The following is a 20933-nucleotide window of genomic DNA, read 5'->3' as shown; positions in this document are numbered from 1 at the left end:
TGCAGGATGATGCAAGTCGCTGATCCGCGCGAGAGCCGCCAGAGCACAGTCTCGGGAGCGACTCTCGGCCACCGTCACCTCGCCTCGTTCATCGCCGCGGCGGCCAGCAACGCGGCTTCGATCGTGTCCCGGGTCTTGCCGAGATGGGCCGTCATGATGCTCACCGCACGCTCGGTGTCGCGCGCCACCGTCGCCTCCATCAACTCGCGATGCTCGCGAGCCGCGTCACGCTTGCCCCGGTCGGTCTTGCGGGCGAGGTCGAGGTAACGCTCATTGTGCGCCGACAGCAGATCGCGCACCCGCAACATCCAGGTGCTGCCGCAGGCCTGCGCCAGCGCGGCGTGGAAGTCGCCATGGGCCAGTGTCCAGGCCGGCGAGAAGCTGCCGTCGTCGGCGGCAATCGGTGTCGCCGCCAGACGGTGATGGGCGGCAACGACCGCCGTTTCCCATCCGAGATCGCCATTGGCGATGGCGCGGCGCAGGCATTTGGTCTCGACCTCGATGCGCATGTCCGTGAGGTCGCGCAGATCGGCAATCGACACCGGGGCGACGCGAAAGCCGCGTTGTGGCAGCGCCGTCACCAGCCCCTCCGCCGTCAGCCTGGCCAGCGCCTCGCGGATGGCGCCGGTGCTGACGGAGAACGCCGCGCCGAGTTCGCTGATCTTGAGCTTCTCCTCCGGCCGGTAGAGGCCGGCGAGCAGGCTGGCGCGGAGCCGTTCGTAGGTGGTCTGTGTGGCGCTTGCGGACATGGCTCGCTCGATGACTCGCAATACGATAGCAGAACCAGAAAATAGATTTTCAATAAAAAGTATATTTTTATTGCCCGTCGCCTGGGACGTCCCTATGCTTCGGCACAAGGCCGCCGCCAGCGCGGCCATCAGGAGGTGTCCATGCGAAGCGTGATTGCAGCTGCAGGCTTGCTCATCGTGTCGTCGATGCCGGGTACGCCGGCCAGGGCGGAGGATCAGCCGGGTATCACGGCCACCGAGATCCGCATCGGACAGACCATGCCCTATAGCGGGCCGGTATCCGCCTTCGGCATCCTCGGCAAGGGTGAGGTGGCCTATTTCAAGATGGTCAACGATCGCGGCGGCATCAACGGGCGCAAGGTCAATCTGCTCTCGCTGGACGACAGCTACGTGCCGCCCAAGACGGTCGAGCAGACACGGCGGCTGGTCGAGAGCGACGAGGTCGCCTTCATCTTCTCGACCATGGGCACCGCGCACAACACCGCGATCGCCAAATATCTGCAGGGCAAGAAGGTGCCGCAGCTGTTCGTGGCTTCCGGTGCCTCGAAGTTCGGCGATCCCGCGCAGTTTCCGCTGGCGCTGATGGGCGTCATGGCGCCGTTCCGCAACGAGGCGCGGATGTATGCGCGCTACGCGCTGCAGAAGAAGCCGGGTGCGACCTTTGCCATTCTCGCCCAGAACGACGATTTCGGCCGCGACTATCTCGCCGGGCTGAAGGACGTGCTCGGCGAACGCTTCGACACGGCGGTGACGGTGGCGAGCTACGAGTCCACCGAGCCGACCATCGACTCGCAGATCGTGAAGCTGAAATCCTCCGGCGCCGATGCGCTGATCATCGCCGCGACGCCGAAATTCGCCGCGCAGGCAATCCGCAAGACTTTCGAGATCAATTGGCGGCCGATGACGTTCCTGACCAACGTCTCGGTGTGGATGTCCTCGGTGATGGAGCCGGCCGGCCTCGAGGCCGGCACCGGCATCATCTCGACCGCCTATGTCAAGGACCCGCTCGATCCGGTCTGGGCCGACGATCCCGGCGTCAAGGGCTGGCGCGACTACATGGCCAAATACGTCCCCGACGGCGACATCCGCGATTCCAACTACGTCAACGGCTACAACAACGGCATGGCGCTGGAGTACGTGCTGAAGGCCGCCGGCAACGACCTGTCGCGCGAGAACATCCTGAAGCAGGCGCTGTCGATCAAGGATCTGGCGTTGCCGATGCTGCTGCCCGGCATCAAGGTCAACACGTCGGAGGGCGACCATCTGCCGGTCGAGCAGGTGCAGTTCATGCGCTTCACCGGCAAGCAGTGGGAGCGCTTCGGCGAGGTGCTCTCGACGAGATAGTCGAAGGCAACCCGTTGCCGCTGCCGCATCGATCGTGTGCGGCTGACCTGTCACGCCGGCCAGGAAGTGCAGGGACGGATCGGGCCGTGGCTGTCCGGCTCAGAGCCTCCCCGCTCCGGAATCGTCGCTGCCCTGCGCCTGCACTTGCTCGAGCGGCACATCGAGCCGCCAGACGAAGCCTTCGGGCGGAAAGGCAAGTTGCACCTCCGCCTGCAGTGCCAGGCGCGGATTGCGATCAATCATCACACTGCCGAACCCGGTCCGCTCTGGCGCCGCAACGGCAGGGCCGCCGCTCTCGCGCCAGACTATTCGTAGGCGCTTGCCGTTCGCTTCATCGATGACCGCGCAGGCGATGGAAACCTGCCCGGCGGCGCCGGACAGCGATCCGTATTTGGTCGCGTTCGTGCCGAGCTCGTGGATCGCCAGACCGATCGTCTCGCTGGCGGCGGGGGACAGCAAGACATCGAGATCCCCTGTCAGGATGATCCGGCTCCCGACGAGATCACCGACCGGTGCGAGTTGGGACGAAATCAGCTCGCCGAGCCGCGCCCCGTTCCAATTGTGCTGGGTCAGCAGATCCTGGTTGCGCCCCAACGCCGCGAGCCGGCTCGCCAAGGCGTCCGAATCGTGCCGGTCGACAGTTCTCATCACAATAGCCTGGACGACCGTGATCATGTTCTTGGCGCGATGGTTCACCTCCCCCATCAGCAGCCGGATCTTCTCTTCGCTCTGGAGCTGCGCGGTGATGTCGGTGTTGGTTCCGAACCAGCGCCAGATCTGGCCGGTGTCGTCCAGCACCGGCTTGGCTCGTGACAGGAACCAGCGGTAGGTGCCGTCCTTGCCGCGCAGCGGAAAGGTGTCCTCCCATTCGACGCCGAAATCCCAGCTTTCCTGAATGCGCGCCTTCACCCGCTCGACATGATCGGGATGATGCACGCCGGTCCAGCCCCAGCCCTTCATTTGCTCGATGGTCGTACCTGTGTAGTCGTACCAGCGCTCGTTGTACCAGAAGATCGATCCATCGCGATCGGCGATCCAGGCAAGCTGCGCAATGTTGTTCGCCAGCATCCTGAACTGACGTTCGCTGTCGGCCAGCCTGTTTCTCAGCTCAATCGTGCGGCTGATGTCGCTGGCGATCTTCGAGGCACCGACGATCGTCCCGGCCCTGTCTCGGATCGGTGACACGCATATCTCGACCGGGATCGGCAATCCCTGCTTGTTGAGCCGCACCGTCTCGAAGCGAGGCACGATCTCGCCCGCGCCGACCCTTTCGATGATGTGCTCCTCCTCGCGGAGCCGATCGGCAGGAATGATGGTGCGGATCGAGCGGCCTACGATTTCTCGTGCAGACCAGCCAAAGATGTCCTCTGCGGCGCGATTCCAGCTCCGGATCGTGCCTTGCAAATCTTTTGAGATGATGGCGTCGAAAGAGTTCGCGACGATTGCCGCCAGATGCGCATCACTTGTCCCGCTATTCCTGCGGCCCATTGCAAGCCAGACCCTGCCTTTTTCACGGCAAGGAAAACACAAATTTGCGCAGCTGCAAACAATAGACTTGGGCTACCGGAGGCATATGGCGGAGCTTGACGGAAAAGCCGAATGCTGGCGCTCGAAGCCGCGCATGACGGATCATCGCTGTCATCGTGACAGTCCGGAGGTTATGATCCTGCGCGCTACAGGAGCACTGCATTTCCGATGTCCGAGACCGATTCCCTCACGTTGAAATTTCGTTGCCCCAAGGAGCTCGAAGGCCTCATTCCGCAGCCGGTGCCGGCGCCGATGGGCGTTCCCGAATGGGTCAAGAGCATGCCCGCGACGGCATTCAGCGCGCTCAACCAGGCGGAGGAGCAGACCGTCAAGCGCTGCCCGCCGTTCATCGATGCGATGACGACAGGTTTCCTGATTCCGCTGATCTGCGATCTCAAGGTCGAGGACGGCGGCATCAGCTGGGACAACGAGCTGCCGCCGGGCGGCGCCATCGATTTTCCGCGTTCGCCGATCAGCTTTCACGACGTATCGCAGGTCACGGGATCGCCGCTGTTCGAGGCCGACCGCTTCCTGCTCAAATTTCACAATCTGTGGACGATCGAGGCGCCCGAGGGCTGGGCGCTGCTCTTCACCCACCCCGTGAACCGCTTCGACCTGCCGTTCACCACGGTGACCGGCCTCGTCGACAGCGATCGCTTCCACGACAGCTTCGTACACTTCCCGGCGCATTGGCACGACACGGCATTTCGCGGCGTGCTGCCGAAGGGGACGCCAGTCGCGCAATGCATCCCGGTGAAACGGCAGACATGGGCGATGCAGACCTCGGCCTTCACCGAGGAGGAGATTGCCGACATTCACGAGGTGCGCGACGCGCTCAAGCGCGAAACCGGCGTCTATCGCAAGAGGTTCAGGGCTTGAGGGTCCCGTCGGCGCCAAGGAATTTGGCGGCCGCGCTCGGACGGAAGAAGAAGCGGCCATGCGAGGTCACCGCCAGCGTGTAGGCCGCACGGGTCAGCAGATGCGGCCGGCCGCGCACCACCGTGCGCAGCGCCGCCTGGGCACCGTCGCGATCGCCCATCTCGGCCAGGCACATCGCCAGATTGGCGCGGGTCTGGGTATCCTCCGGCCGCAGCCCCAGCGCATGGCGGTAGGTGCCGGCGGCCTCCGCGTAGTCGCCATCCAGAAAATGCACCCAGGCGAGTTCGACCAGGATGTCCGGACGTCCCGGCGCCGCCTCGCGCGCCGCGACGAGATTGTCCCGCGCACGCGCGCGCTCATTGGCCTGCAGGCAGAGCCGCGCGAGATCGAGCTTGAGATCGACACTGTCGGGCGATAGCGCCTGCGCCTCCTCGACCACCAAGATGGCCTCGCGGAGTTCGCCGGATCTCGCCAGCCGGCCGGCGAGCTCCTGAAAGGCAGGGAAGAACGGCGGGCGCCGCGCCGCGGTCTTGCGCAATTGCGCGATCCCATCGGCTGCGCGCCGCGACTCGCACAAAGCTGCGCCCAGCAGCGTCTCCAGCTCCGGATCGGCGCCGCGCAGCGCCGCCTTCTCCAGCGCCGCCACCGCCTCGCCGGCACGCTGCTGGCCGAGCAGGGCATGGGAATGAACGAGCAGTGCGGCGCGATCGGTCCTGGCCGTGCGCAGGATCGAGGCGGCGATCTGCTCGGCGCGCGCGAACTGCCGCGCACGCAAGGCATGGATCGCCTCCTGCAGCGCCTGAGCCTGCAACCTGTTCTGCGCCTTGCTCACGACCAGCCGTCACAACCTCGAGAATGGCCGATAGCTCTAGCCCGCAAGACGACAGGGTGTCCAGCAACGGCGGATGGCTCAACCGAACAGCGGCGTTCCCGGCACGAAGGCGTCGAACGCGGCCCAGAACTGCGAACGGTAGCGGTCCTGCTCCTGCAGGATCTCGTGCTTGGCGCCGGCGATCACGAGATGCGAGCCGGCCCGCAGATGATAGGCGAACTCCTCGATCGCGGCCGTCGATACCACGCTATCGCTGGAGGCGGCCAGCATCAGGATCGGCTGGCGAATCTGCGACGGGTAGCTGACACCGCGGAAGGTCGCCATGGCCGAGAAGGCGGCATCGGCCCAGGCCACCGTGGGCGAGGCGATGCCGAGTGTCGGATCCTCCTCCAGGATGGCCGCGTTGCGCGCATAGCGCACGGGATCCGACGTCAGCGGATTGTTGACGAAAGGCGCGAGCCCGCTGATGTCGTCATTGCCGCCCGGCACGTAGCGGCCGCCCTGCCCTGCGATCCGCATCGCGCGCAGCAGCAGCCGCGCCGGCAGCGAGGTGCGCCGGCCCGGCAGGTCGATCATCGGCGCCGACAGCACGACGCGGTCGAACCAGCGCTTGCCGGAATGAGCGAGCCGCAGCAGCACGGTTCCGCCCATCGAATGCGCCAGCGCGAAATAAGGCGGCGGACAGTCCGGCAGCACCACCTCGGTGACGAAGGTCTCGACGTCGACCTCGTAGTCCGAGAACGAGCGCACATAGCCCTTGCGCGTGTCGCGCAGCCGCCGCGACGAGTGCCCTTGACCGCGCCAATCGATGATCGCCACCGCAAAGCCGCGATCGCGCAGATCCCGCACCGTCTCGAAATACTTCTCGATCATCTCGCTGCGGCCGGTGAACACGCAGACGGTGCCCTTGCGCCCGGCCGGCGGCGCCCAGCGCGCAAAGCGCAGCTCGGCGCCATCAGGGGTCTTGATGGTGCCGGAGGTGGCGTTTTCGGGAACGGGATTGGCGGGAATCGAGACGAGCGTCATGAGGCGCCCATCGAATAGGTGAAAGGCAGTGGGAATCAAGGGGTGGAACGGCAAAAAGAGCCGCTTTCGGGGGCCCTTGAACGTCCAATCGTCCGAACCATATCGGGGATGTGCAGGCCGTCACGGCTGCACGACAGCCCGGCCCGACGGCGGGCGGGTTTGCCTCAACAGTCGCTCAATGGAGGACTTTGACCATGCGTACCTACGATCTCACCCCGTTCTATCGTTCCACCGTCGGTTTCGACCGTCTGTTTTCGCTGCTCGACCAGGCGACCGCCGAGCCCAGCCCCGGCTATCCGCCCTACAATATCGAGCGCACCGGTGAGAACGCCTACCGCATCACCGTCGCCGTCTCCGGCTTTGGCAAGGATGAGCTCTCCCTCGTCGCGAAGGAAAACACGCTGACGATCAAGGGCGAGAAGGCCGCCAACGAGAACGGCAAGAAGAGCGAGGTGCTGTATCGCGGCATCGCCGCCCGCGCGTTCGAGCGCTCTTTCCAGCTCGCCGACCACGTGGTGGTGAAGAACGCCAGCCTCGAGAACGGCCTGCTCCACGTCGACCTCGTCCGCGAGATCCCCGAGGCCAAGAAGCCGCGGTCGATTCCGATCTCGACGAACGCCCAGGCCGAGCAGCCGGCCATCGAAGGCTCCGCCGAGAAGGCCGCCGCGTAACCGGCACACCCCTCCAGGAATGCAAACGCCCCGGGCAACCGGGGCGTTTCGCTATGCTTGCCCGAGGTCCGCGAGACGTGGTGGAGCTGACCCGTGAGGACCGCGACGTTACCCGCCGCGTTCGGGCGAAATCATGCTGCTGAGAGCCAGCGGTGGCGGTGCTTCCACAAGCTCGCCGACGATTGCGTGGTCGGTGACGGATGGGGTCTGGTGCGCATCATCTGGCAGGTTTGCCCCGCGCCTCGCCAAATCGCGGTGACTTAATTTCAAGTCACGCCGCAATCTGGTGCAGGGGAGACCCCGGAGGCCGCCTGCCTCCAGGGTTCGATAGTGTTTCCCCGTCACGACGGCTGCGACAGCTCCGGGCCGATGAAGGATGCATTGCGCCGGGCCGCGCGCTTTTGCTTCAGGCAGCCGTTGCCGAACGTGCCCCACCAGGCCGGGTTGTTCTTGCCGCAGCGCCAGGCGAGGCCTGCCGTCTGCACCGGAGCGCCGATCGTATCGAACGGAGCGGCGGACGGGACGGTCGCGTGGGCAGGGGTAAGCAGGAACGTGGCCGAGATTGCCACGGCGAGAGCGGCAACACGATTGAGGGAAATGCGCTTCATGGGACTAATTCCTTTGTGCGGGTGCGATGAGATTTACGGATGCCCTTCATCTGACTGGGCAAACATTCGTTGCACCGCGCCGGCCTCGCGTTCACCGCCAAGTCCGTGACCATCCGCCACACCAGGAACGCGAACATATGATCGAACGCAACCTCGCAACTCGTCGAGCTCTGCACGAGGGGCGGCCTCGCCGGCCCGAAGGCGGTGAAGGGCGCGATCCGGACGCTGCTGTCATTCGAGCTGATCGGACAGGACGACCACCTCGACCGACCGGCGCGCCACGCGGCTGCGCCCGTTGCCCTTGCTGCTCGATATCCAGAGCGACAACGTCGCCGCCCGGCTGGCGGCGCTCGAAACCGTGCAGAAGCTGCCGGCGCCGGCGCAGGAATGGGGCCGCCAGCGCCACGTGATGCTGGCCTACGGCGGCAATGTCGAAGTTTTCGCGCGACACCAGTTCAGGCTCCATGACGGCTTCCCGGAGATCCAGGCTTTCATGGATCGGGCCTGCGGCTATCTGCTTCTGCTCGAGTTGCTGCAGAACTGCGGGCCTGCGGCCAGCACCGGCATTCCGACCGTCGTCCAGCCATCGGCCCTGGCGCCGCGCATGGACGTCTCACGGACCCATATCAACAAGCTGCTGGCGGCGGCGCGCGACCAAGACTGGCTCACGCTCGAACCGCGCGGCGGCCAGATGCTGCTCGAGCCCGGATTCCATCAGCGCCTGCAGCATTGGATCGCGCTGGAGCTGGTCTGGACCTGGTGGCTGGTCCGCGCGGCTTAGGAGGGACTGATCACGTGCGCGGCCGGGCGACGACAGCAGGGCGTGGCGGCACCAGCCGAAGAACTGGATCGCCCGGTCGAACCGGGCGATGACGGTTTTGGTCGGAGCGGCAGCGCGTGGCTCCCGCTCCCCCTGGGCTCAATCCAGCCCCTGCGCCGGAGGCATCTTCATTGTGGGCAGGATCTGCGGCGCAGGCTTGGCTGCCGGAGTGATCGATCCGGTCGTCTGCGGCGCAGCCGCAGCCGACTGGACGGGCCTGGCATCCGACGGCTTCGCTTCGGTTGCCTTGGCCTCCGCCGGCTTGGCATCAGACGACGTGGTCTCGGGCGGCTTGACCTCCCCCGCCTTCGGCATATCGGCCTTTGTATCGGCCTTGGCCTCGACGGGCTTCACGTCCGCGGATTTGGCTTCGGCCGGCTTGATGTCCGCAGGCCTCGGCGCCGGCTTGGCCGCCTCGGCCGGCTTCGGATTGAGCGCTGCCGTCTGGGGCGACGGCGCAGGGCGCGCGGCGGGCGTCGGCACCTTCGGCAGCTGCGCCGGCATTGCATTGGCGACCCGGGGCGCCGCAGGCGGCACCAGCCGCGGGTCGGCGCGGATCACGGTCGGCGGCGGCAGCCGGTCGAGGCCGCCGCGCGGCGCCGGCTCGTAGCGCATGCGTTCGTAGTCGTCGCCCCACTGGAACGCCGGCACGAAGCGGATGATGCGCCCGGATCGGGCATCGACCACGAGCTTGCCGTCCTCGCCCTGGCGGTCGAGCACCGCCACGACATAGACATTGCCGCGCTGGCGCGGCGCGCCGAGCGGCGAGAAGCCGTTGTCGCGCAGGATGGCATAGACCTCATGCACCGGCAGGAACGCCGGCGCATAGCCATAGTCCTGCTGGTAACCGTCGCGATACCCATCCTGGCGGTACACCGGCGCGGGCGGCGTGTAGCGCTCCTCGCGGTAGCCATAGTCCGGGGCCGGACGATAACCGTAGCGCGGCGGCGGCGCGGGCATGACGGCCGGCGGCGCGTCGGAATAAGGCGCGTCGAAATCGGAGACCGCCGTGTACGGCCCGCGCAGGCCCGATGGCGGCAGCGGCTCGGCCTGGGCGGCGAAGGCTGCGATCAACGAGGCCGAGACGGCTCCAACTAGCAATTTCATGGCTCAAAGCTCCTGCATGCCCCCGCACGTGAAGCTGTTCGCTTCTTCTCAAGTGGGCTGACGTTCTGCCGTGATTCCGGCGGCCCTGGGTCGGAGGCGGGGCAGGAACAGGGCGAAAGGTTTCAAAAATGCGCGCGGCACGTGATTGGTCCGGCGGTTCGCCTGAGAAAAACGGAAGATTTGCCGGGGAATGCGCGCGATGAGGAGCCCGGAGCTCAGGACTCCGCTGCGCTTGTGTGATAGGTTAAAGTTTGGCATCTTGCGGTTTAGGACAGAATTGCTGTCTAAAATTTCGTTGCAAAGGTGACCGAGACTTTGCAATGATGTTACGGCGCCCTAGGGGCGCTGCGACATGAACAGGCCGCGGTCGTTCAGTGGGACATGGTCCCCCGGTGGCTGGCCTGAATTCTGCAAATGCGGCTCGCTGAGAAGGACGAGCGTTGGTTCCGGAGAGGGGCCCGCGCAGCGCCCGGGGTGCGCCGGACTGTGTACCGGACTGTGGTGAAGGCCCTGACCAATAACTGATGGGGACGGATATGAGCGGATCGAAGGTCGAGCACGGAAAGTTGGGTGGCGCGGTGCTGGCTGTGGATTCGCATGAGAAACCGGCCGAGATCACCCGCGAGCTGCATACGTGGCGCCCGGAAGCCGAGGGCCTTTATGACCCGTCGCAGGAGAAGGATTCCTGCGGCGTCGGCTTCATCGCCAACATCAAGGGCCAGAAGTCGCATCAGATCGTCGCGGACGCGCTCAGCATCCTGTGCAACCTCGAGCATCGCGGCGCCGTCGGCGCCGACCCGCGCTTCGGCGACGGCGCCGGCATCCTGGTGCAGATTCCGCACGCCTTCTTCTCCCGCAAGGCGAAGGAGCTCGGCTTCACCCTGCCCGCTCCCGGCGAGTACGCCATCGGCGCGCTGTTCATGCCGCGCGACGAGGCCTGGCGGAACGTCATCAAGAGCATCATCGCCGACCAGATCGAGGACGAAGGCCTGGTGCTGCTCGGCTGGCGCGACGTGCCGACCGACAACTCCTCGCTGGGCGTGACGGTCAAGCCGACCGAGCCGCGCAGCATGCAGGTGTTCATCGGCCGCAACGGCGCCGCCAAGACCGAGGACGAGTTCGAGCGCAAGCTCTACATCCTCCGCAAGTCGATCTCGCAGGCGATCTATCAGCGCCGCGACCGCGGCATGTCGGGCTATTATCCCTGCTCGATGTCGTGCCGGACCGTGATCTACAAGGGCATGTTCCTGGCCGACCAGCTCGGCAAGTACTACGCCGATCTGCACGAGCCGGACTTCGAGAGCGCGCTGGCGCTGGTGCATCAGCGTTTCTCGACCAACACCTTCCCGACCTGGTCGCTGGCGCACCCGTACCGGATGATCGCCCACAACGGCGAGATCAACACGCTGCGCGGCAACGTCAACTGGATGGCGGCGCGCCAGGCGTCGGTGTCGTCGGAGCTGTTCGGCAAGGACATCAGCCGGCTCTGGCCGATCTCCTATGAGGGCCAGTCCGACACCGCCTGCTTCGACAACGCGCTCGAATTCCTGGTGCAGGGCGGCTACTCGCTGCCGCACGCGGTCATGATGATGATCCCGGAGGCGTGGGCCGGCAATCCGCTGATGAGCGAGGAGCGGCGGTCGTTCTACGAATATCACGCCGCGCTGATGGAGCCGTGGGACGGCCCCGCCGCGATCGCGTTCACCGACGGCCGCCAGATCGGCGCCACGCTCGACCGCAACGGCTTGCGGCCGGCGCGCTATCTCGTGACCAAGGACGACCGCATCGTGATGGCGTCCGAAATGGGCGTGCTCAAGATTCCGGAGGACCAGATCGTCACCAAGTGGCGGCTGCAGCCCGGCAAGATGCTGCTCGTCGATCTCGAGGAAGGGCGCCTCATCCCCGACGACGAGATCAAGGCTCAGCTCGCCGCCAGCCATCCCTATCAGGAATGGCTCACGCGCACCCAGATCCAGGTCGAGAAGCTGCCGGATGCGCCGACCAAGGGCGCGCGTACCAACCTGCCGCTGCTCGATCGGCAGCAGGCGTTCGGCTACACCCAGGAAGACATCAACATCCTGATGACGCCGATGGCCTCGACCGGCGAGGAAGCCACGGGCTCGATGGGCAACGACGCGCCGATCTCGGCGCTGTCGGACAAGCCCAAGCTCTTGTTCACCTACTTCAAGCAGAACTTCGCCCAGGTCACCAACCCGCCGATCGACCCGATCCGCGAGGAGCTGGTGATGAGCCTGGTCTCGATCATCGGTCCGCGGCCGAACCTGTTCGATCTGGAAGGCGTCGCCTCGACCAAGCGGCTCGAGGTGCACCAGCCGATCCTGACGGATGCGGACCTGGAGAAGATCCGCTCGATCTCGGAGGTCTCCGACAGCCACTTCGTCTCGCGCACGCTCGACACCACGTTCGACGCCAGCCTGGGGGCCGCCGGCTTCGAGCAGGTGCTCGACGATCTCTGCGGCCGCGCCGAGGCTGCGGTGCGCGAGGGCGTCAACATCATCATCCTGTCCGACCGCATGGTCTCGAACGACCGGATTCCGATCCCGTCGCTGCTGGCCTGCGCCGCCGTGCATCACCATCTGATCCGCACCGGCCTGCGCACGTCGGTCGGTCTCGTCGTCGAGAGCGGTGAGCCGCGCGAGGTGCATCACTTCGCCTGCCTGGCCGGCTATGGCGCCGAGGCGATCAATCCGTATCTGGCCTTCGAGACCATCATCGCGCTCAAGGACAAGCTGCCGGGCGCGCTGAGCGACTACGAGGTCGTCAAGCGCTACATCAAGTCGATCGGCAAGGGCCTGCTCAAGGTCATGTCGAAGATGGGCATCTCGACCTACCAGTCCTATTGCGGCGCGCAGATCTTCGACGCGGTCGGCCTCAAGGCCGAGTTCGTGCAGAAGTTCTTCTACGGCACCCACACCCGCATCGAAGGCGTCGGCCTGCCAGAGATCGCCGAGGAGACCACGCGCCGCCACCGCGACGCGTTCGGCGACGCGCTGGTCTACAAGACCGCGCTCGACGTCGGCGGCGAATACGCCTTCCGCACCCGCGGCGAGGACCATGCATGGACCGCGGAATCGGTCGCGACCCTGCAGCATGCGGTGCGCGGCAATTCCAGGGAGCGCTACCAGGCGTTCGCCCGGCTGCTCAACGAGCAGTCCGAGCGGCTGCTGACCCTGCGCGGCCTGTTCCGGATCAAGTCGGCCGAGGACGACAAGCGCAAGCCGGTCCCGCTCGATGAGGTCGAGCCGGCCAAGGAGATCGTCAAGCGTTTCGCCACGGGCGCGATGTCGTTCGGCTCGATCTCGCGCGAGGCGCACACCACGCTCGCGATCGCCATGAACCGGATCGGCGGCAAGTCGAACACCGGCGAAGGCGGCGAGGAAGCCGACCGCTTCAAGCCGCTGCCGAACGGCGACTCCATGCGCTCGGCGATCAAGCAGGTCGCCTCGGGCCGGTTCGGCGTGACGACGGAGTACCTCGTCAACTCCGACATGATGCAGATCAAGATGGCGCAGGGTGCCAAGCCCGGCGAAGGCGGTCAGTTGCCCGGCCACAAGGTCGACGCGACCATCGCCAAGGTGCGCCACTCGACCCCGGGCGTCGGCCTGATCTCGCCGCCGCCGCATCACGACATCTACTCGATCGAGGACCTCGCGCAGCTCATCTATGACCTGAAGAACGTCAATCCCGACGGTCAGGTGTCGGTGAAGCTTGTCTCCGAAGTCGGCGTCGGCACGGTTGCTGCGGGCGTCGCCAAGGCGCGCGCCGACCATGTCACGATCGCGGGCTTCGAGGGCGGCACCGGTGCCTCGCCCCTCACCTCGATCAAGCATGCGGGATCGCCGTGGGAGATCGGCCTTGCCGAAACGCACCAGACCCTGGTGCGCGAGCGGCTGCGCAGCCGCATCGTGGTCCAGGTCGACGGCGGCTTCCGCACCGGCCGTGACGTCGTCATCGGCGCGCTGCTCGGCGCCGACGAGTTCGGTTTCGCCACGGCGCCGTTGATCGCGGCCGGCTGCATCATGATGCGCAAGTGCCATCTCAACACCTGCCCGGTCGGCGTCGCCACCCAGGACCCGGTGCTGCGCAAGCGCTTCACCGGCCAGCCGGAGCACGTCATCAACTACTTCTTCTTCGTGGCCGAAGAGGTTCGCGAGATCATGGCAGCCCTGGGCTACCGCTCGTTCAACGAGATGGTCGGCCAGGTGCAGATGCTCGACCAGTCCAAGCTGGTGGCGCATTGGAAGGCCAAGGGTCTCGACTTCTCAAAACTGTTCGTGAAGCAGAAGGAAGCGCCCGGCCAGAAGATCTTCCACTCGGAGAAGCAGGATCATCACCTCGACGCCGTGCTCGACCGCAGACTGATCGAGCAGGCCAGGCCCGCGCTCGACCGCGGTGCGCCGGTCAAGATCGAGGCCGAGATCAACAACACCGACCGTTCGGCGGGCGCGATGCTCTCCGGCGCGGTGGCGAAGATCTACGGCCATGCCGGTCTGCCGCAGGATACGATCCATGTCAGCCTGAAGGGCACCGCCGGCCAGGCGTTCGGCGCCTGGCTCGCCAACGGCGTCACCTTCGAGCTCGAAGGCGAAGGCAACGACTATGTCGGCAAGGGCTTGTCGGGCGGCCGCATCATCGTCAAGCCGCCGCGCAACTCCGGCATCGTGCCGGAGGAGTCGATCATCGTCGGCAACACCGTGATGTACGGCGCCATCTCCGGCGAGTGCTTCTTCCGCGGCATCGCCGGCGAGCGCTTTGCGGTGCGTAACTCGGGCGCGGTCGCCGTCGTCGAAGGCGCGGGCGATCATTGCTGCGAATACATGACCGGCGGCATCGTCGTCGTGCTCGGCAAGACCGGGCGCAACTTCGCGGCCGGCATGTCGGGCGGCGTCGCCTATGTGCTCGACGAGGCCGGCGACTTCGACAAGCATTGCAACATGGCGATGGTCGAGCTCGAGCCGGTCCTGTCGGAGGAGATGATCGCCGAGGACACCTATCACCAGATGGGCGACCTCGAGGCGCATGGCCGGGTCGACGTGTTCAAGAACCTGCTGGCGTCCGACGTCGAGCGCCTGCACGTTCTGATCTCGCGTCACGCCAAGGCCACCGGCTCCAAGCGCGCCGCCGACATCCTGGCGAACTGGAAGGAGTTTGCGCCGAAGTTCCGCAAGGTCATGCCGGTCGAGTACCGCCGCGCCCTTCGCGAGCTCGCTGCCAAGGCCGACGCCGAGCCGAAGATCGCGATCGGGGCTTGATGTTGCTCCTCATGGTGAGGAGGCGCGAAGCGCCGTCTCGAACCATGAGGCCGAGAGCGGGGCCTCGCCCTTCGAGACGCGGCGAAGACGCCGCTCCTCAGGGTGAGGAGAAGCGGGAAGCAAATTCCTCATGGTGAGGAGGCGCGAAAGCGCCGTCTCGAACCATGAGGCCAGCAGACGGGCCTCGCCCTTCGAGGCGCGGCGCAAAGCGCCGCTCCTCAGGGTGAGGAGAAGCAGGAAACTAAACCCTCATGGTGAGGAGGCGCGCAAGCGTCGTCTCGAACCATGAGGCCCGAGCAGTCAGGGACGTCACAGGTCATGGGCAAGGTCACAGGTTTTCTCGAAATCGAGCGGCACGATCGCAAGTACGCGCCGGTTGCCGAGCGGCTGAAGCATTTCCAGGAATTCGTGGTGCCGCTCTCCGAGAAGGAGCTGCGCGACCAGGCGGCGCGCTGCATGAATTGCGGCATTCCCTATTGCCACGGCACCGGCTCGGCCGCGCCGGGCACACCCGGCTGCCCGGTCAACAACCAGATTCCGGACTGGAACGACCTGATCTACAACGGCAACTGGGAAGAGGCGTCGCGCAACCTGCACTCGACCAACAACTTCCCGGAGTTCACCGGCCGCATCTGCCCCGCCCCGTGCGAGGCGTCGTGCACCCTGAACATCGACGACAATCCGGTGACCATCAAGACGATCGAATGCGCCATCGTCGACAAGGCCTGGGAGAACGGCTGGCTCAAGCCGGAGCCGGCCGCGGTCAGGACCGGCAAGAAGGTCGCCATCGTCGGCGCCGGCCCTGCTGGCCTCGCTGCCGCGCAGCAGCTCGCCCGCGCCGGTCACGATGTCCATGTCTATGAGAAGAACGCCAAGGCCGGCGGCCTGCTCCGCTACGGCATTCCCGACTTCAAAATGGAGAAGGGCATCATCGACCGCCGCATCTCGCAGATGGAAGGCGAAGGCGTCACCTTCCATTACGGCGCCCATGTCGGCGGCAAGGACGGCATCGATGCGAAGTCGCTGCTGAAGGATTACGACGCCGTGGCGCTCACCGGCGGCGCGGAAGCGCCGCGCGACCTGCCGATCCCCGGTCGCGATCTCTCCGGCGTGCACTACGCGATGGACTTCCTGCCGCAGCAGAACCGCCGCGTCGGCAACGAAGCCGTCAACGCCACCGACATCCTCGCCGGCGGCAAGCATGTCGTCGTGATCGGCGGCGGCGACACCGGCTCTGACTGCATCGGCACCTCGCTGCGCCAGGGCGCGCTGTCCGTGACCCAGCTCGAGATCATGCCGGCCCCGCCGGAGCGTGAGAACAAGGAGCTGACCTGGCCGAACTGGCCCTTGAAGATGCGGACGTCGTCGAGCCAAGCCGAAGGCGCGGTGCGCGAATTCGCGGTGCTGACGCAGAAGTTCGAAGGCGAGAACGGCGCGGTGAAGAAGCTGCACTGCGTGCGCGTCGACGGCCAGTTCAAGCCGATCCCCGGCACCGAGTTCGTGCTCGATGCCGACCTCGTGCTGCTGGCGATGGGCTTCGTGCATCCGGTGCACGAGGGCCTGCTGAAGAGCCTCGGCGTCGACCTCGACCCGCGCGGCAACGTCAAGGCCAACCTCTCGGACTACCAGACCTCGCTGCCGAAGGTGTTCTCCGCCGGCGACATGCGCCGCGGCCAGTCGCTGGTGGTCTGGGCGATCCGCGAAGGCCGCCTGTGTGCTCAGGCCGTGGACAAGTTCCTGATGGGCAAGACCGAGCTGCCGCGCTGAGCGGCAGTCAACTCCGCCAGTTGAAATCCAGCTGCTGACCGCACTCGCGCTGCGCTCCCCTCCACCTTGCGGAGAGGGGGGCGCAGTGTCTTCGCGGCTGAGTCCGGATCTACTTAAGACGGCGAAGCAAAAATGGGTGGGGGCTTGCTCGACATGAGTCTCCGCGCAGCCCGAAGTGGCAGGTCGGGCCGTGGTCTCATGATCGATTCGGATGAGCGTCGAAGCGTCAGAGTCGACGTTTCACCGTGAAGCCCCCACCCGTCCTGGCCGGGAGGCCAGCTCGGATGAGCCGCATCGCGGCTCTGATGTCAGGAGGGGTGAGGCCGCGCGCGGCGGTGACAGCTCTGCTCCGAGGTGTTCAGCAGGATTGATCGCGTCGCGTGCATTCCGATGTCAGTCATGCTGGACGTTCCCCATCGATAGACGGCTGGACGCCGCGAGCCCCTCAGGTTCCCGCAACCTAAGGGTGCGACTCTTAAGATAAGCCAAATGCCCGGCTCGGCATTCCCCTCAAATGCGGTACATCCATGCGAAAAGTTCCATACTCGGCTTGGCGCGCGCGAGCGATTGGGAGGCACGTCCGAACATCGCGCACGATGCCGCGCGATCAGCTCGTCGTCCGCGCCCAGAGCTCTTCAGCCGACACGGGTGGCGTGATCCGGAAGACCTCATCGATATGCCGGCCGAGCTCTTCGGCGCTCTCGATCATGTGCTCCGCGATCACTTCGCCGTTGCGCGCCTCGACGGTGCAGCGGCGGTTGACCAGCTTGTGCCGCACATCGCGCGTCACCCGCTCCATCATCAAGGTCGTCGTGATCGGCACGGTCGGATTGGTCGAGGTGTACCAGCTGCCGAGCACGTAGTCGGCATGGATCTGCGGCACCAGGTCGAACGCGTACATCATGCGCCACCCCGTCGGCTGCTTCGCGCTGATCGTGGTGAGCCCGTTCCATTGGCCGATACGAAAGGTGCCCATCCCAGTCTGCTGCTCGTGGCCGACCTCGAGCCGGATCGGCGCGTCCATCATGCAGATGCCGAAGCCGACATCGGCGATGTAGGGGCGGCCATCGAGCTCGACCAGCAGCATCATGTGCTGCCGTGGCCCGAGAGGATCGGTTGGCGCCGAGCGCCACCGCACCCGGCCGGTCAGCCCCGTGACGCTGAACCCGATCGCCTGCAGCACGGCCTGGAACAGCACGCTCTGCTCGAAGCAGTAGCCACCGCGCCGGCTGAGAACGAGCTTCTGCTGCACCGACGGCAGATCGACGTGGACCGGACGACCCAGCAGCGGATCGAGCGCCTCGAACGGGATTGCGTCGACATGCGCCGCCTGGAGCGCCGTGAGCGTCGCGAGATCCGGTGTCAGCGGACCGGAATAGCCGATGCGGGCGAGATAGGAGTCCAGCTCAAAGCCATTTTCCATGCTCAGCTCTCGATCCGCGCCCAGACCTCGTTGACCGGCACCGGGAGCGAGACACCAAACAGATCCTCGACGACGCTGCCCAGCGCGTCCGGCGTTTCGATGATGCGTTCGCTGACGATCTCGCCGTCGCGCGCCTCGGTCACCAGGCGGCGGTTGACCAGCTTGTAGCGTACGTCGCGCGTGAGCCGCTCCAGGATCAGCATCGAGGTGAACGGCGTCAGTGGGCTGGTCGAGGTGAACCAGTTGCCGAGCACATAATCGGCATGGATCTGCGGGATGAGGTCGAAGACGTACATCATGCGCCAGCCGGCCGGCTGCTTCGCCGCGAGCCAATGAAGGCCGTCGGAGATCGTCAGGCGGAACGTGCCCATGGCCGTGGCCTGCTCCACGTCCGGCACCATCCGCAGCGGCGTGTCGAGCAGGCAGGAGCCGAAACCGACATCGGCGAGATAGGGGCCGTCCGGCAGGTCGACCTTCAGCATCATATGCGTGCGCGGCGTCAGCGGCGCATCGGCATCGAGCCGCCAGCGCACCCGCGCCGACAGCGGCGTCACCGCAAAGCCGATCGCCTCCAGCGCCGCCTTGAGCAACGTATTCTGCTCGAAGCAATAGCCGCCGCGGCGGCCGTCGACGATCTTGGCCTGCACCGAGGTGAGATCGATGTTCACGGGCCGGCCGAGCAGCGGATCAATGCCTTCGAACGCGATCGCATCGACATGCGCCGCCTGCAATCCGGCCAGCGTGTCGAAGCTCGGCGTCAGCGGCCCGCGATAGCCGATGCGCGCGAGGTATTTGTCGAGATCGAATTGGTCAGGCATCGCCCCGTCTTTCCATCGTCGCCGGAGCCATAGCACGGGCCGCCGCGGGCAGACAGCCGGACACGAGCATGGTGGCCCTGCCTACCGCTCATCCACCTGTTTGCGCCAGCGTTCGGAGAAGCGATGCAGCGGCAGGAAAGTCTCGAGGAGCTCCCGCCCGAGCGGCGTCAGCCCATAGCCGTCGCCCCCCAGTTGGAGAAAGCCGGCATCGCGCAGCTCGTCCAGCCGGCTCTGCAGCACGGTCGGAGACGCATCATCGCAGGCCGCCCGCAGCGCGCGCGACGTGAGCTCGCCCTGCCGGAGCTCCCACAGGATGCGCAGCGACCAGCGGCGGCCGAGCAGATCGAGCAGCGCCATGATCGGTCGGCCCGTGCGCGAGCCGCGCACGCGACGCGGCTTGGTGACGCCAGTCATTCCGTGATCCTCCCGGGGTCTTGCCAATCGCTACAGAAAGCGTAGCATTGCGCTACAGAATCTGTAGCATGTGATCCGGAGAGACGCCACCATGCCACGCCTCGGCGCCCTGCAGCCGCCCTACCCGGCCGATATCCAGACGCAGTTCGACCAGATCATGCGTGGCGCGCCGCCCTTGATGCTGTTCCGGGTCATGGCCGGCCATGCGCGCGCGTGGAGCAAATTTCGCGGCGGCAGCCTGCTGGATCGCGGGCCGCTGTCGCTGCGCGACCGCGAGATCGTCATCGACCGGACCTGCGCACTCAATGCCTGCGAATACGAATGGGGCGTCCACGTCGCAACCTTTGCCGCCGCGGCGCAGCTATCGCCGCAACAGATCGAAGCCACTGTGCTGAGCGCGGCGGACGCGCCATGCTGGTCGGAGCAGGAGCAGACGCTGATCGCAGCGGTGGACGCGCTGCATGCGCGCGCGACCCTGAGCGAGATCGAGTTTGCCGGTTTGAGAGCCTGCTACGCGGAAGACCAGGTGCTGGAGATCATCCTGCTCTGCGGCTTCTACCGCACGGTCTCCTGTCTCGCCAACGCGCTCGGATTGCCGCTGGAGTCAGGCGCGGCACGCTTTCCGCGCGCGGCCGGGACCGGCTGAGACGATCACGCCACCCCGGCGCGCAGCAGGTCGTGCATGTGCAGGATGCCGACGGGCTTGGCGCCGTCGGTCACGATCAGGGTCGTGATCTTGGCGGAGTTCAGGATCTCCAGCGCCTCGGAGGCCAGCGCCTCGCGGCGCACGGTGCGCGGGTTGGCGGTCATGATCTCGTCGACCGAAACGGACAATAGGTCGGACCGCATCTTCCGGCGCAGATCGCCGTCGGTGATGATGCCAGCGACATGGCCGCGGCCATCGACGATGATAACGCAGCCCAGCCCCTTGGCCGACATCTCCTCCAGCGCATCGGCCATGCCGGTGCCCAACGGTTTCAGCGGCACGGCGTCGCCGGAGCGCATCAGATCCGAGATGTGCTTGAGCATGGCGCCAAGCTTGCCGCCCGGATGGAAGTTGGCGAATTCGAGCGCGGTGAAGCCGCGGCCCTCGAGCAGCGCGATCGCCAGCGCATCACCGATCGCCGCCTGCATCAGCGTGGAGGTGGTCGGCGCCAGATTATGCGGACAGGCCTCGCGCGCCTTCGGCAGCTCCAGCACGATGCGGGCGGCCTGCCCGAGCGACGACTGCGCGTTGGAGGTGATCGCGATCATCGGGATGGCGAAGCGCTTGGTGTAGTTGACCAGCGTCTTCATCTCCGGCTGCTCGCCGGACCAGGACAGCGCGATGACGACATCGTCCGAGGTGATCATGCCGAGGTCGCCATGGCCGGCCTCGGCGGAATGGACGAAGAAGGCCGGCGTGCCGGTCGAGGCCAGGGTCGCGGCCATCTTGCGCGCCACGTGGCCGGACTTGCCGAGCCCGGTGAGGATCGCGCGGCCCTTGGCCTGGCGGATCAGCTCGACGGCGGCGGCGAAGGCTGGCCCGAGAGGCCCGCGCAAGGCTGCGGAGATTGCGGCAATGCCGTTGCTGCCGGCGTCCAGCGTTCGCAGCGCCGATTGAATGTCCGCGTTGGCGGGAGACGTATCGGTCAACGGCTTCGATCTCGGCATTCGCGCTTCCAAGGCTGAGACA

General features: G+C 66.1%; 17 protein-coding genes. 7 read left to right on the top strand and 10 right to left on the bottom strand.

The annotated features are described in order from the left end of the window. Positions 1-74: 74 nt before the first annotated feature. On the bottom strand, positions 75-878 hold the full coding sequence (locus HL666_RS09805) for a GntR family transcriptional regulator (protein ID WP_246741508.1): 804 nt from the start codon (positions 876-878) through the stop codon (positions 75-77). A gap of 12 nt (positions 879-890) precedes the next feature. Between HL666_RS09805 and HL666_RS09800 the strand changes: the two genes are divergently transcribed. Further along, entirely contained in the window at positions 891-2093 is a 1203-nt protein-coding gene (locus tag HL666_RS09800) for an ABC transporter substrate-binding protein (RefSeq protein WP_172181171.1), read from the top strand. A gap of 99 nt (positions 2094-2192) precedes the next feature. On the opposite strand, the gene HL666_RS09795 is transcribed toward HL666_RS09800, so the two are convergent. Continuing rightward, the gene (locus tag HL666_RS09795) at positions 2193-3581 is read right to left on the bottom strand and encodes a PAS domain-containing HWE histidine kinase family protein (protein WP_172181169.1); all 1389 of its coding nucleotides are present in this window, start codon (positions 3579-3581) and stop codon (positions 2193-2195) included. Between the two features lie 207 nt (positions 3582-3788). Between HL666_RS09795 and HL666_RS09790 the strand changes: the two genes are divergently transcribed. Continuing rightward, on the top strand, positions 3789-4499 hold the full coding sequence (locus tag HL666_RS09790) for a hypothetical protein (RefSeq protein ID WP_172181167.1): 711 nt from the start codon (positions 3789-3791) through the stop codon (positions 4497-4499). Here HL666_RS09790 and HL666_RS09785 read toward each other — a convergent pair. Together HL666_RS09785 and HL666_RS09780 are read right to left on the bottom strand one after the other, a co-directional pair. Beyond that, complete coding sequence (locus HL666_RS09785) at positions 4489-5331, bottom strand: tetratricopeptide repeat protein (RefSeq protein WP_172181165.1); 843 nt, start codon at positions 5329-5331, stop codon at positions 4489-4491. The genes HL666_RS09790 and HL666_RS09785 overlap by 11 nt on opposite strands. A gap of 78 nt (positions 5332-5409) precedes the next feature. Beyond that, a complete protein-coding gene (locus HL666_RS09780) occupies positions 5410-6357 on the bottom strand; it encodes an alpha/beta fold hydrolase (protein WP_172181163.1) in 948 nt (315 codons plus the stop codon). 194 nt (positions 6358-6551) lie between these two features. On the opposite strand from HL666_RS09780, the gene HL666_RS09775 reads away from it, so the two are divergent. Further along, positions 6552-7028: an Hsp20 family protein gene (locus tag HL666_RS09775; RefSeq protein ID WP_172132215.1), complete on the top strand. Its 477-nt coding sequence runs from the start codon at positions 6552-6554 to the stop codon at positions 7026-7028. Positions 7029-7369: 341 nt separating this feature from the next. Here the strand turns inward: HL666_RS09775 and HL666_RS09770 are convergent, their stop codons facing one another. Next, on the bottom strand, positions 7370-7636 hold the full coding sequence (locus HL666_RS09770) for a hypothetical protein (RefSeq protein WP_172113220.1): 267 nt from the start codon (positions 7634-7636) through the stop codon (positions 7370-7372). 295 nt (positions 7637-7931) lie between these two features. On the opposite strand from HL666_RS09770, the gene HL666_RS09765 reads away from it, so the two are divergent. After that, the gene (locus tag HL666_RS09765; RefSeq protein WP_172181161.1) at positions 7932-8417 is read left to right on the top strand and encodes a hypothetical protein; all 486 of its coding nucleotides are present in this window, start codon (positions 7932-7934) and stop codon (positions 8415-8417) included. A 138-nt stretch (positions 8418-8555) separates the two neighbouring features. On the opposite strand, the gene HL666_RS09760 is transcribed toward HL666_RS09765, so the two are convergent. Beyond that, a complete protein-coding gene (locus HL666_RS09760; RefSeq protein ID WP_172181159.1) occupies positions 8556-9563 on the bottom strand; it encodes a hypothetical protein in 1008 nt (335 codons plus the stop codon). A 536-nt stretch (positions 9564-10099) separates the two neighbouring features. Between HL666_RS09760 and gltB the strand changes: the two genes are divergently transcribed. Both gltB and HL666_RS09750 read left to right on the top strand, forming a co-directional pair. After that, entirely contained in the window at positions 10100-14836 is a 4737-nt protein-coding gene (gene gltB, locus HL666_RS09755) for a glutamate synthase large subunit (protein WP_172181157.1), read from the top strand. Positions 14837-15154: 318 nt separating this feature from the next. Next, the gene (locus HL666_RS09750; protein ID WP_172181155.1) at positions 15155-16603 is read left to right on the top strand and encodes a glutamate synthase subunit beta; all 1449 of its coding nucleotides are present in this window, start codon (positions 15155-15157) and stop codon (positions 16601-16603) included. 607 nt (positions 16604-17210) lie between these two features. Here HL666_RS09750 and HL666_RS09745 read toward each other — a convergent pair. The 3 genes from HL666_RS09745 to HL666_RS09735 all read right to left on the bottom strand — a co-directional run bounded on the left by HL666_RS09745 (position 17211) and on the right by HL666_RS09735 (position 19258). Continuing rightward, positions 17211-18026: an arylamine N-acetyltransferase family protein gene (locus HL666_RS09745; protein WP_172113214.1), complete on the bottom strand. Its 816-nt coding sequence runs from the start codon at positions 18024-18026 to the stop codon at positions 17211-17213. A gap of 2 nt (positions 18027-18028) precedes the next feature. Further along, positions 18029-18844 (bottom strand): arylamine N-acetyltransferase family protein, encoded by an 816-nt coding sequence (locus tag HL666_RS09740; RefSeq protein ID WP_172181153.1) that lies wholly within the window; start codon positions 18842-18844, stop codon positions 18029-18031. A gap of 81 nt (positions 18845-18925) precedes the next feature. Next, positions 18926-19258 (bottom strand): winged helix-turn-helix transcriptional regulator, encoded by a 333-nt coding sequence (locus HL666_RS09735; protein ID WP_172181151.1) that lies wholly within the window; start codon positions 19256-19258, stop codon positions 18926-18928. Between the two features lie 91 nt (positions 19259-19349). Between HL666_RS09735 and HL666_RS09730 the strand changes: the two genes are divergently transcribed. After that, a complete protein-coding gene (locus HL666_RS09730; RefSeq protein ID WP_172181149.1) occupies positions 19350-19904 on the top strand; it encodes a carboxymuconolactone decarboxylase family protein in 555 nt (184 codons plus the stop codon). A 5-nt stretch (positions 19905-19909) separates the two neighbouring features. Here the strand turns inward: HL666_RS09730 and HL666_RS09725 are convergent, their stop codons facing one another. Beyond that, positions 19910-20911, bottom strand: coding sequence for a KpsF/GutQ family sugar-phosphate isomerase (locus HL666_RS09725; protein ID WP_172181147.1), 1002 nt, complete (start codon positions 20909-20911; stop codon positions 19910-19912). Positions 20912-20933: the final 22 nt, after the last annotated feature.

It is taken from the genome of Bradyrhizobium aeschynomenes (assembly GCF_013178945.1).
GTDB lineage: Bacteria > Pseudomonadota > Alphaproteobacteria > Rhizobiales > Xanthobacteraceae > Bradyrhizobium > Bradyrhizobium aeschynomenes.
The sequence above is the reverse complement of the archived record's forward strand: the minus strand, read 5'-3'. Positions and strand labels throughout refer to the sequence as shown.

Coding starts and splice junctions, on each gene's coding strand:
- HL666_RS09750 (WP_172181155.1), top strand. CDS start 15,155: ATGGGCAAGGTCACAGGTTTTCTCGAAATCGAGCGGCACGATCGCAAG.
- HL666_RS09770 (WP_172113220.1), bottom strand. CDS start 7,636: ATGAAGCGCATTTCCCTCAATCGTGTTGCCGCTCTCGCCGTGGCAATC.
- HL666_RS09745 (WP_172113214.1), bottom strand. CDS start 18,026: ATGGAAAATGGCTTTGAGCTGGACTCCTATCTCGCCCGCATCGGCTAT.
- HL666_RS09790 (WP_172181167.1), top strand. CDS start 3,789: ATGTCCGAGACCGATTCCCTCACGTTGAAATTTCGTTGCCCCAAGGAG.
- HL666_RS09760 (WP_172181159.1), bottom strand. CDS start 9,563: ATGAAATTGCTAGTTGGAGCCGTCTCGGCCTCGTTGATCGCAGCCTTC.
- HL666_RS09795 (WP_172181169.1), bottom strand. CDS start 3,581: ATGGGCCGCAGGAATAGCGGGACAAGTGATGCGCATCTGGCGGCAATC.
- HL666_RS09805 (WP_246741508.1), bottom strand. CDS start 878: ATGGCCGCGCTGGCGGCGGCCTTGTGCCGAAGCATAGGGACGTCCCAG.
- HL666_RS09725 (WP_172181147.1), bottom strand. CDS start 20,911: ATGCCGAGATCGAAGCCGTTGACCGATACGTCTCCCGCCAACGCGGAC.
- HL666_RS09800 (WP_172181171.1), top strand. CDS start 891: ATGCGAAGCGTGATTGCAGCTGCAGGCTTGCTCATCGTGTCGTCGATG.
- HL666_RS09735 (WP_172181151.1), bottom strand. CDS start 19,258: ATGACTGGCGTCACCAAGCCGCGTCGCGTGCGCGGCTCGCGCACGGGC.
- HL666_RS09740 (WP_172181153.1), bottom strand. CDS start 18,844: ATGCCTGACCAATTCGATCTCGACAAATACCTCGCGCGCATCGGCTAT.
- HL666_RS09780 (WP_172181163.1), bottom strand. CDS start 6,357: ATGACGCTCGTCTCGATTCCCGCCAATCCCGTTCCCGAAAACGCCACC.
- HL666_RS09730 (WP_172181149.1), top strand. CDS start 19,350: ATGCCACGCCTCGGCGCCCTGCAGCCGCCCTACCCGGCCGATATCCAG.
- gltB (WP_172181157.1), top strand. CDS start 10,100: ATGAGCGGATCGAAGGTCGAGCACGGAAAGTTGGGTGGCGCGGTGCTG.
- HL666_RS09775 (WP_172132215.1), top strand. CDS start 6,552: ATGCGTACCTACGATCTCACCCCGTTCTATCGTTCCACCGTCGGTTTC.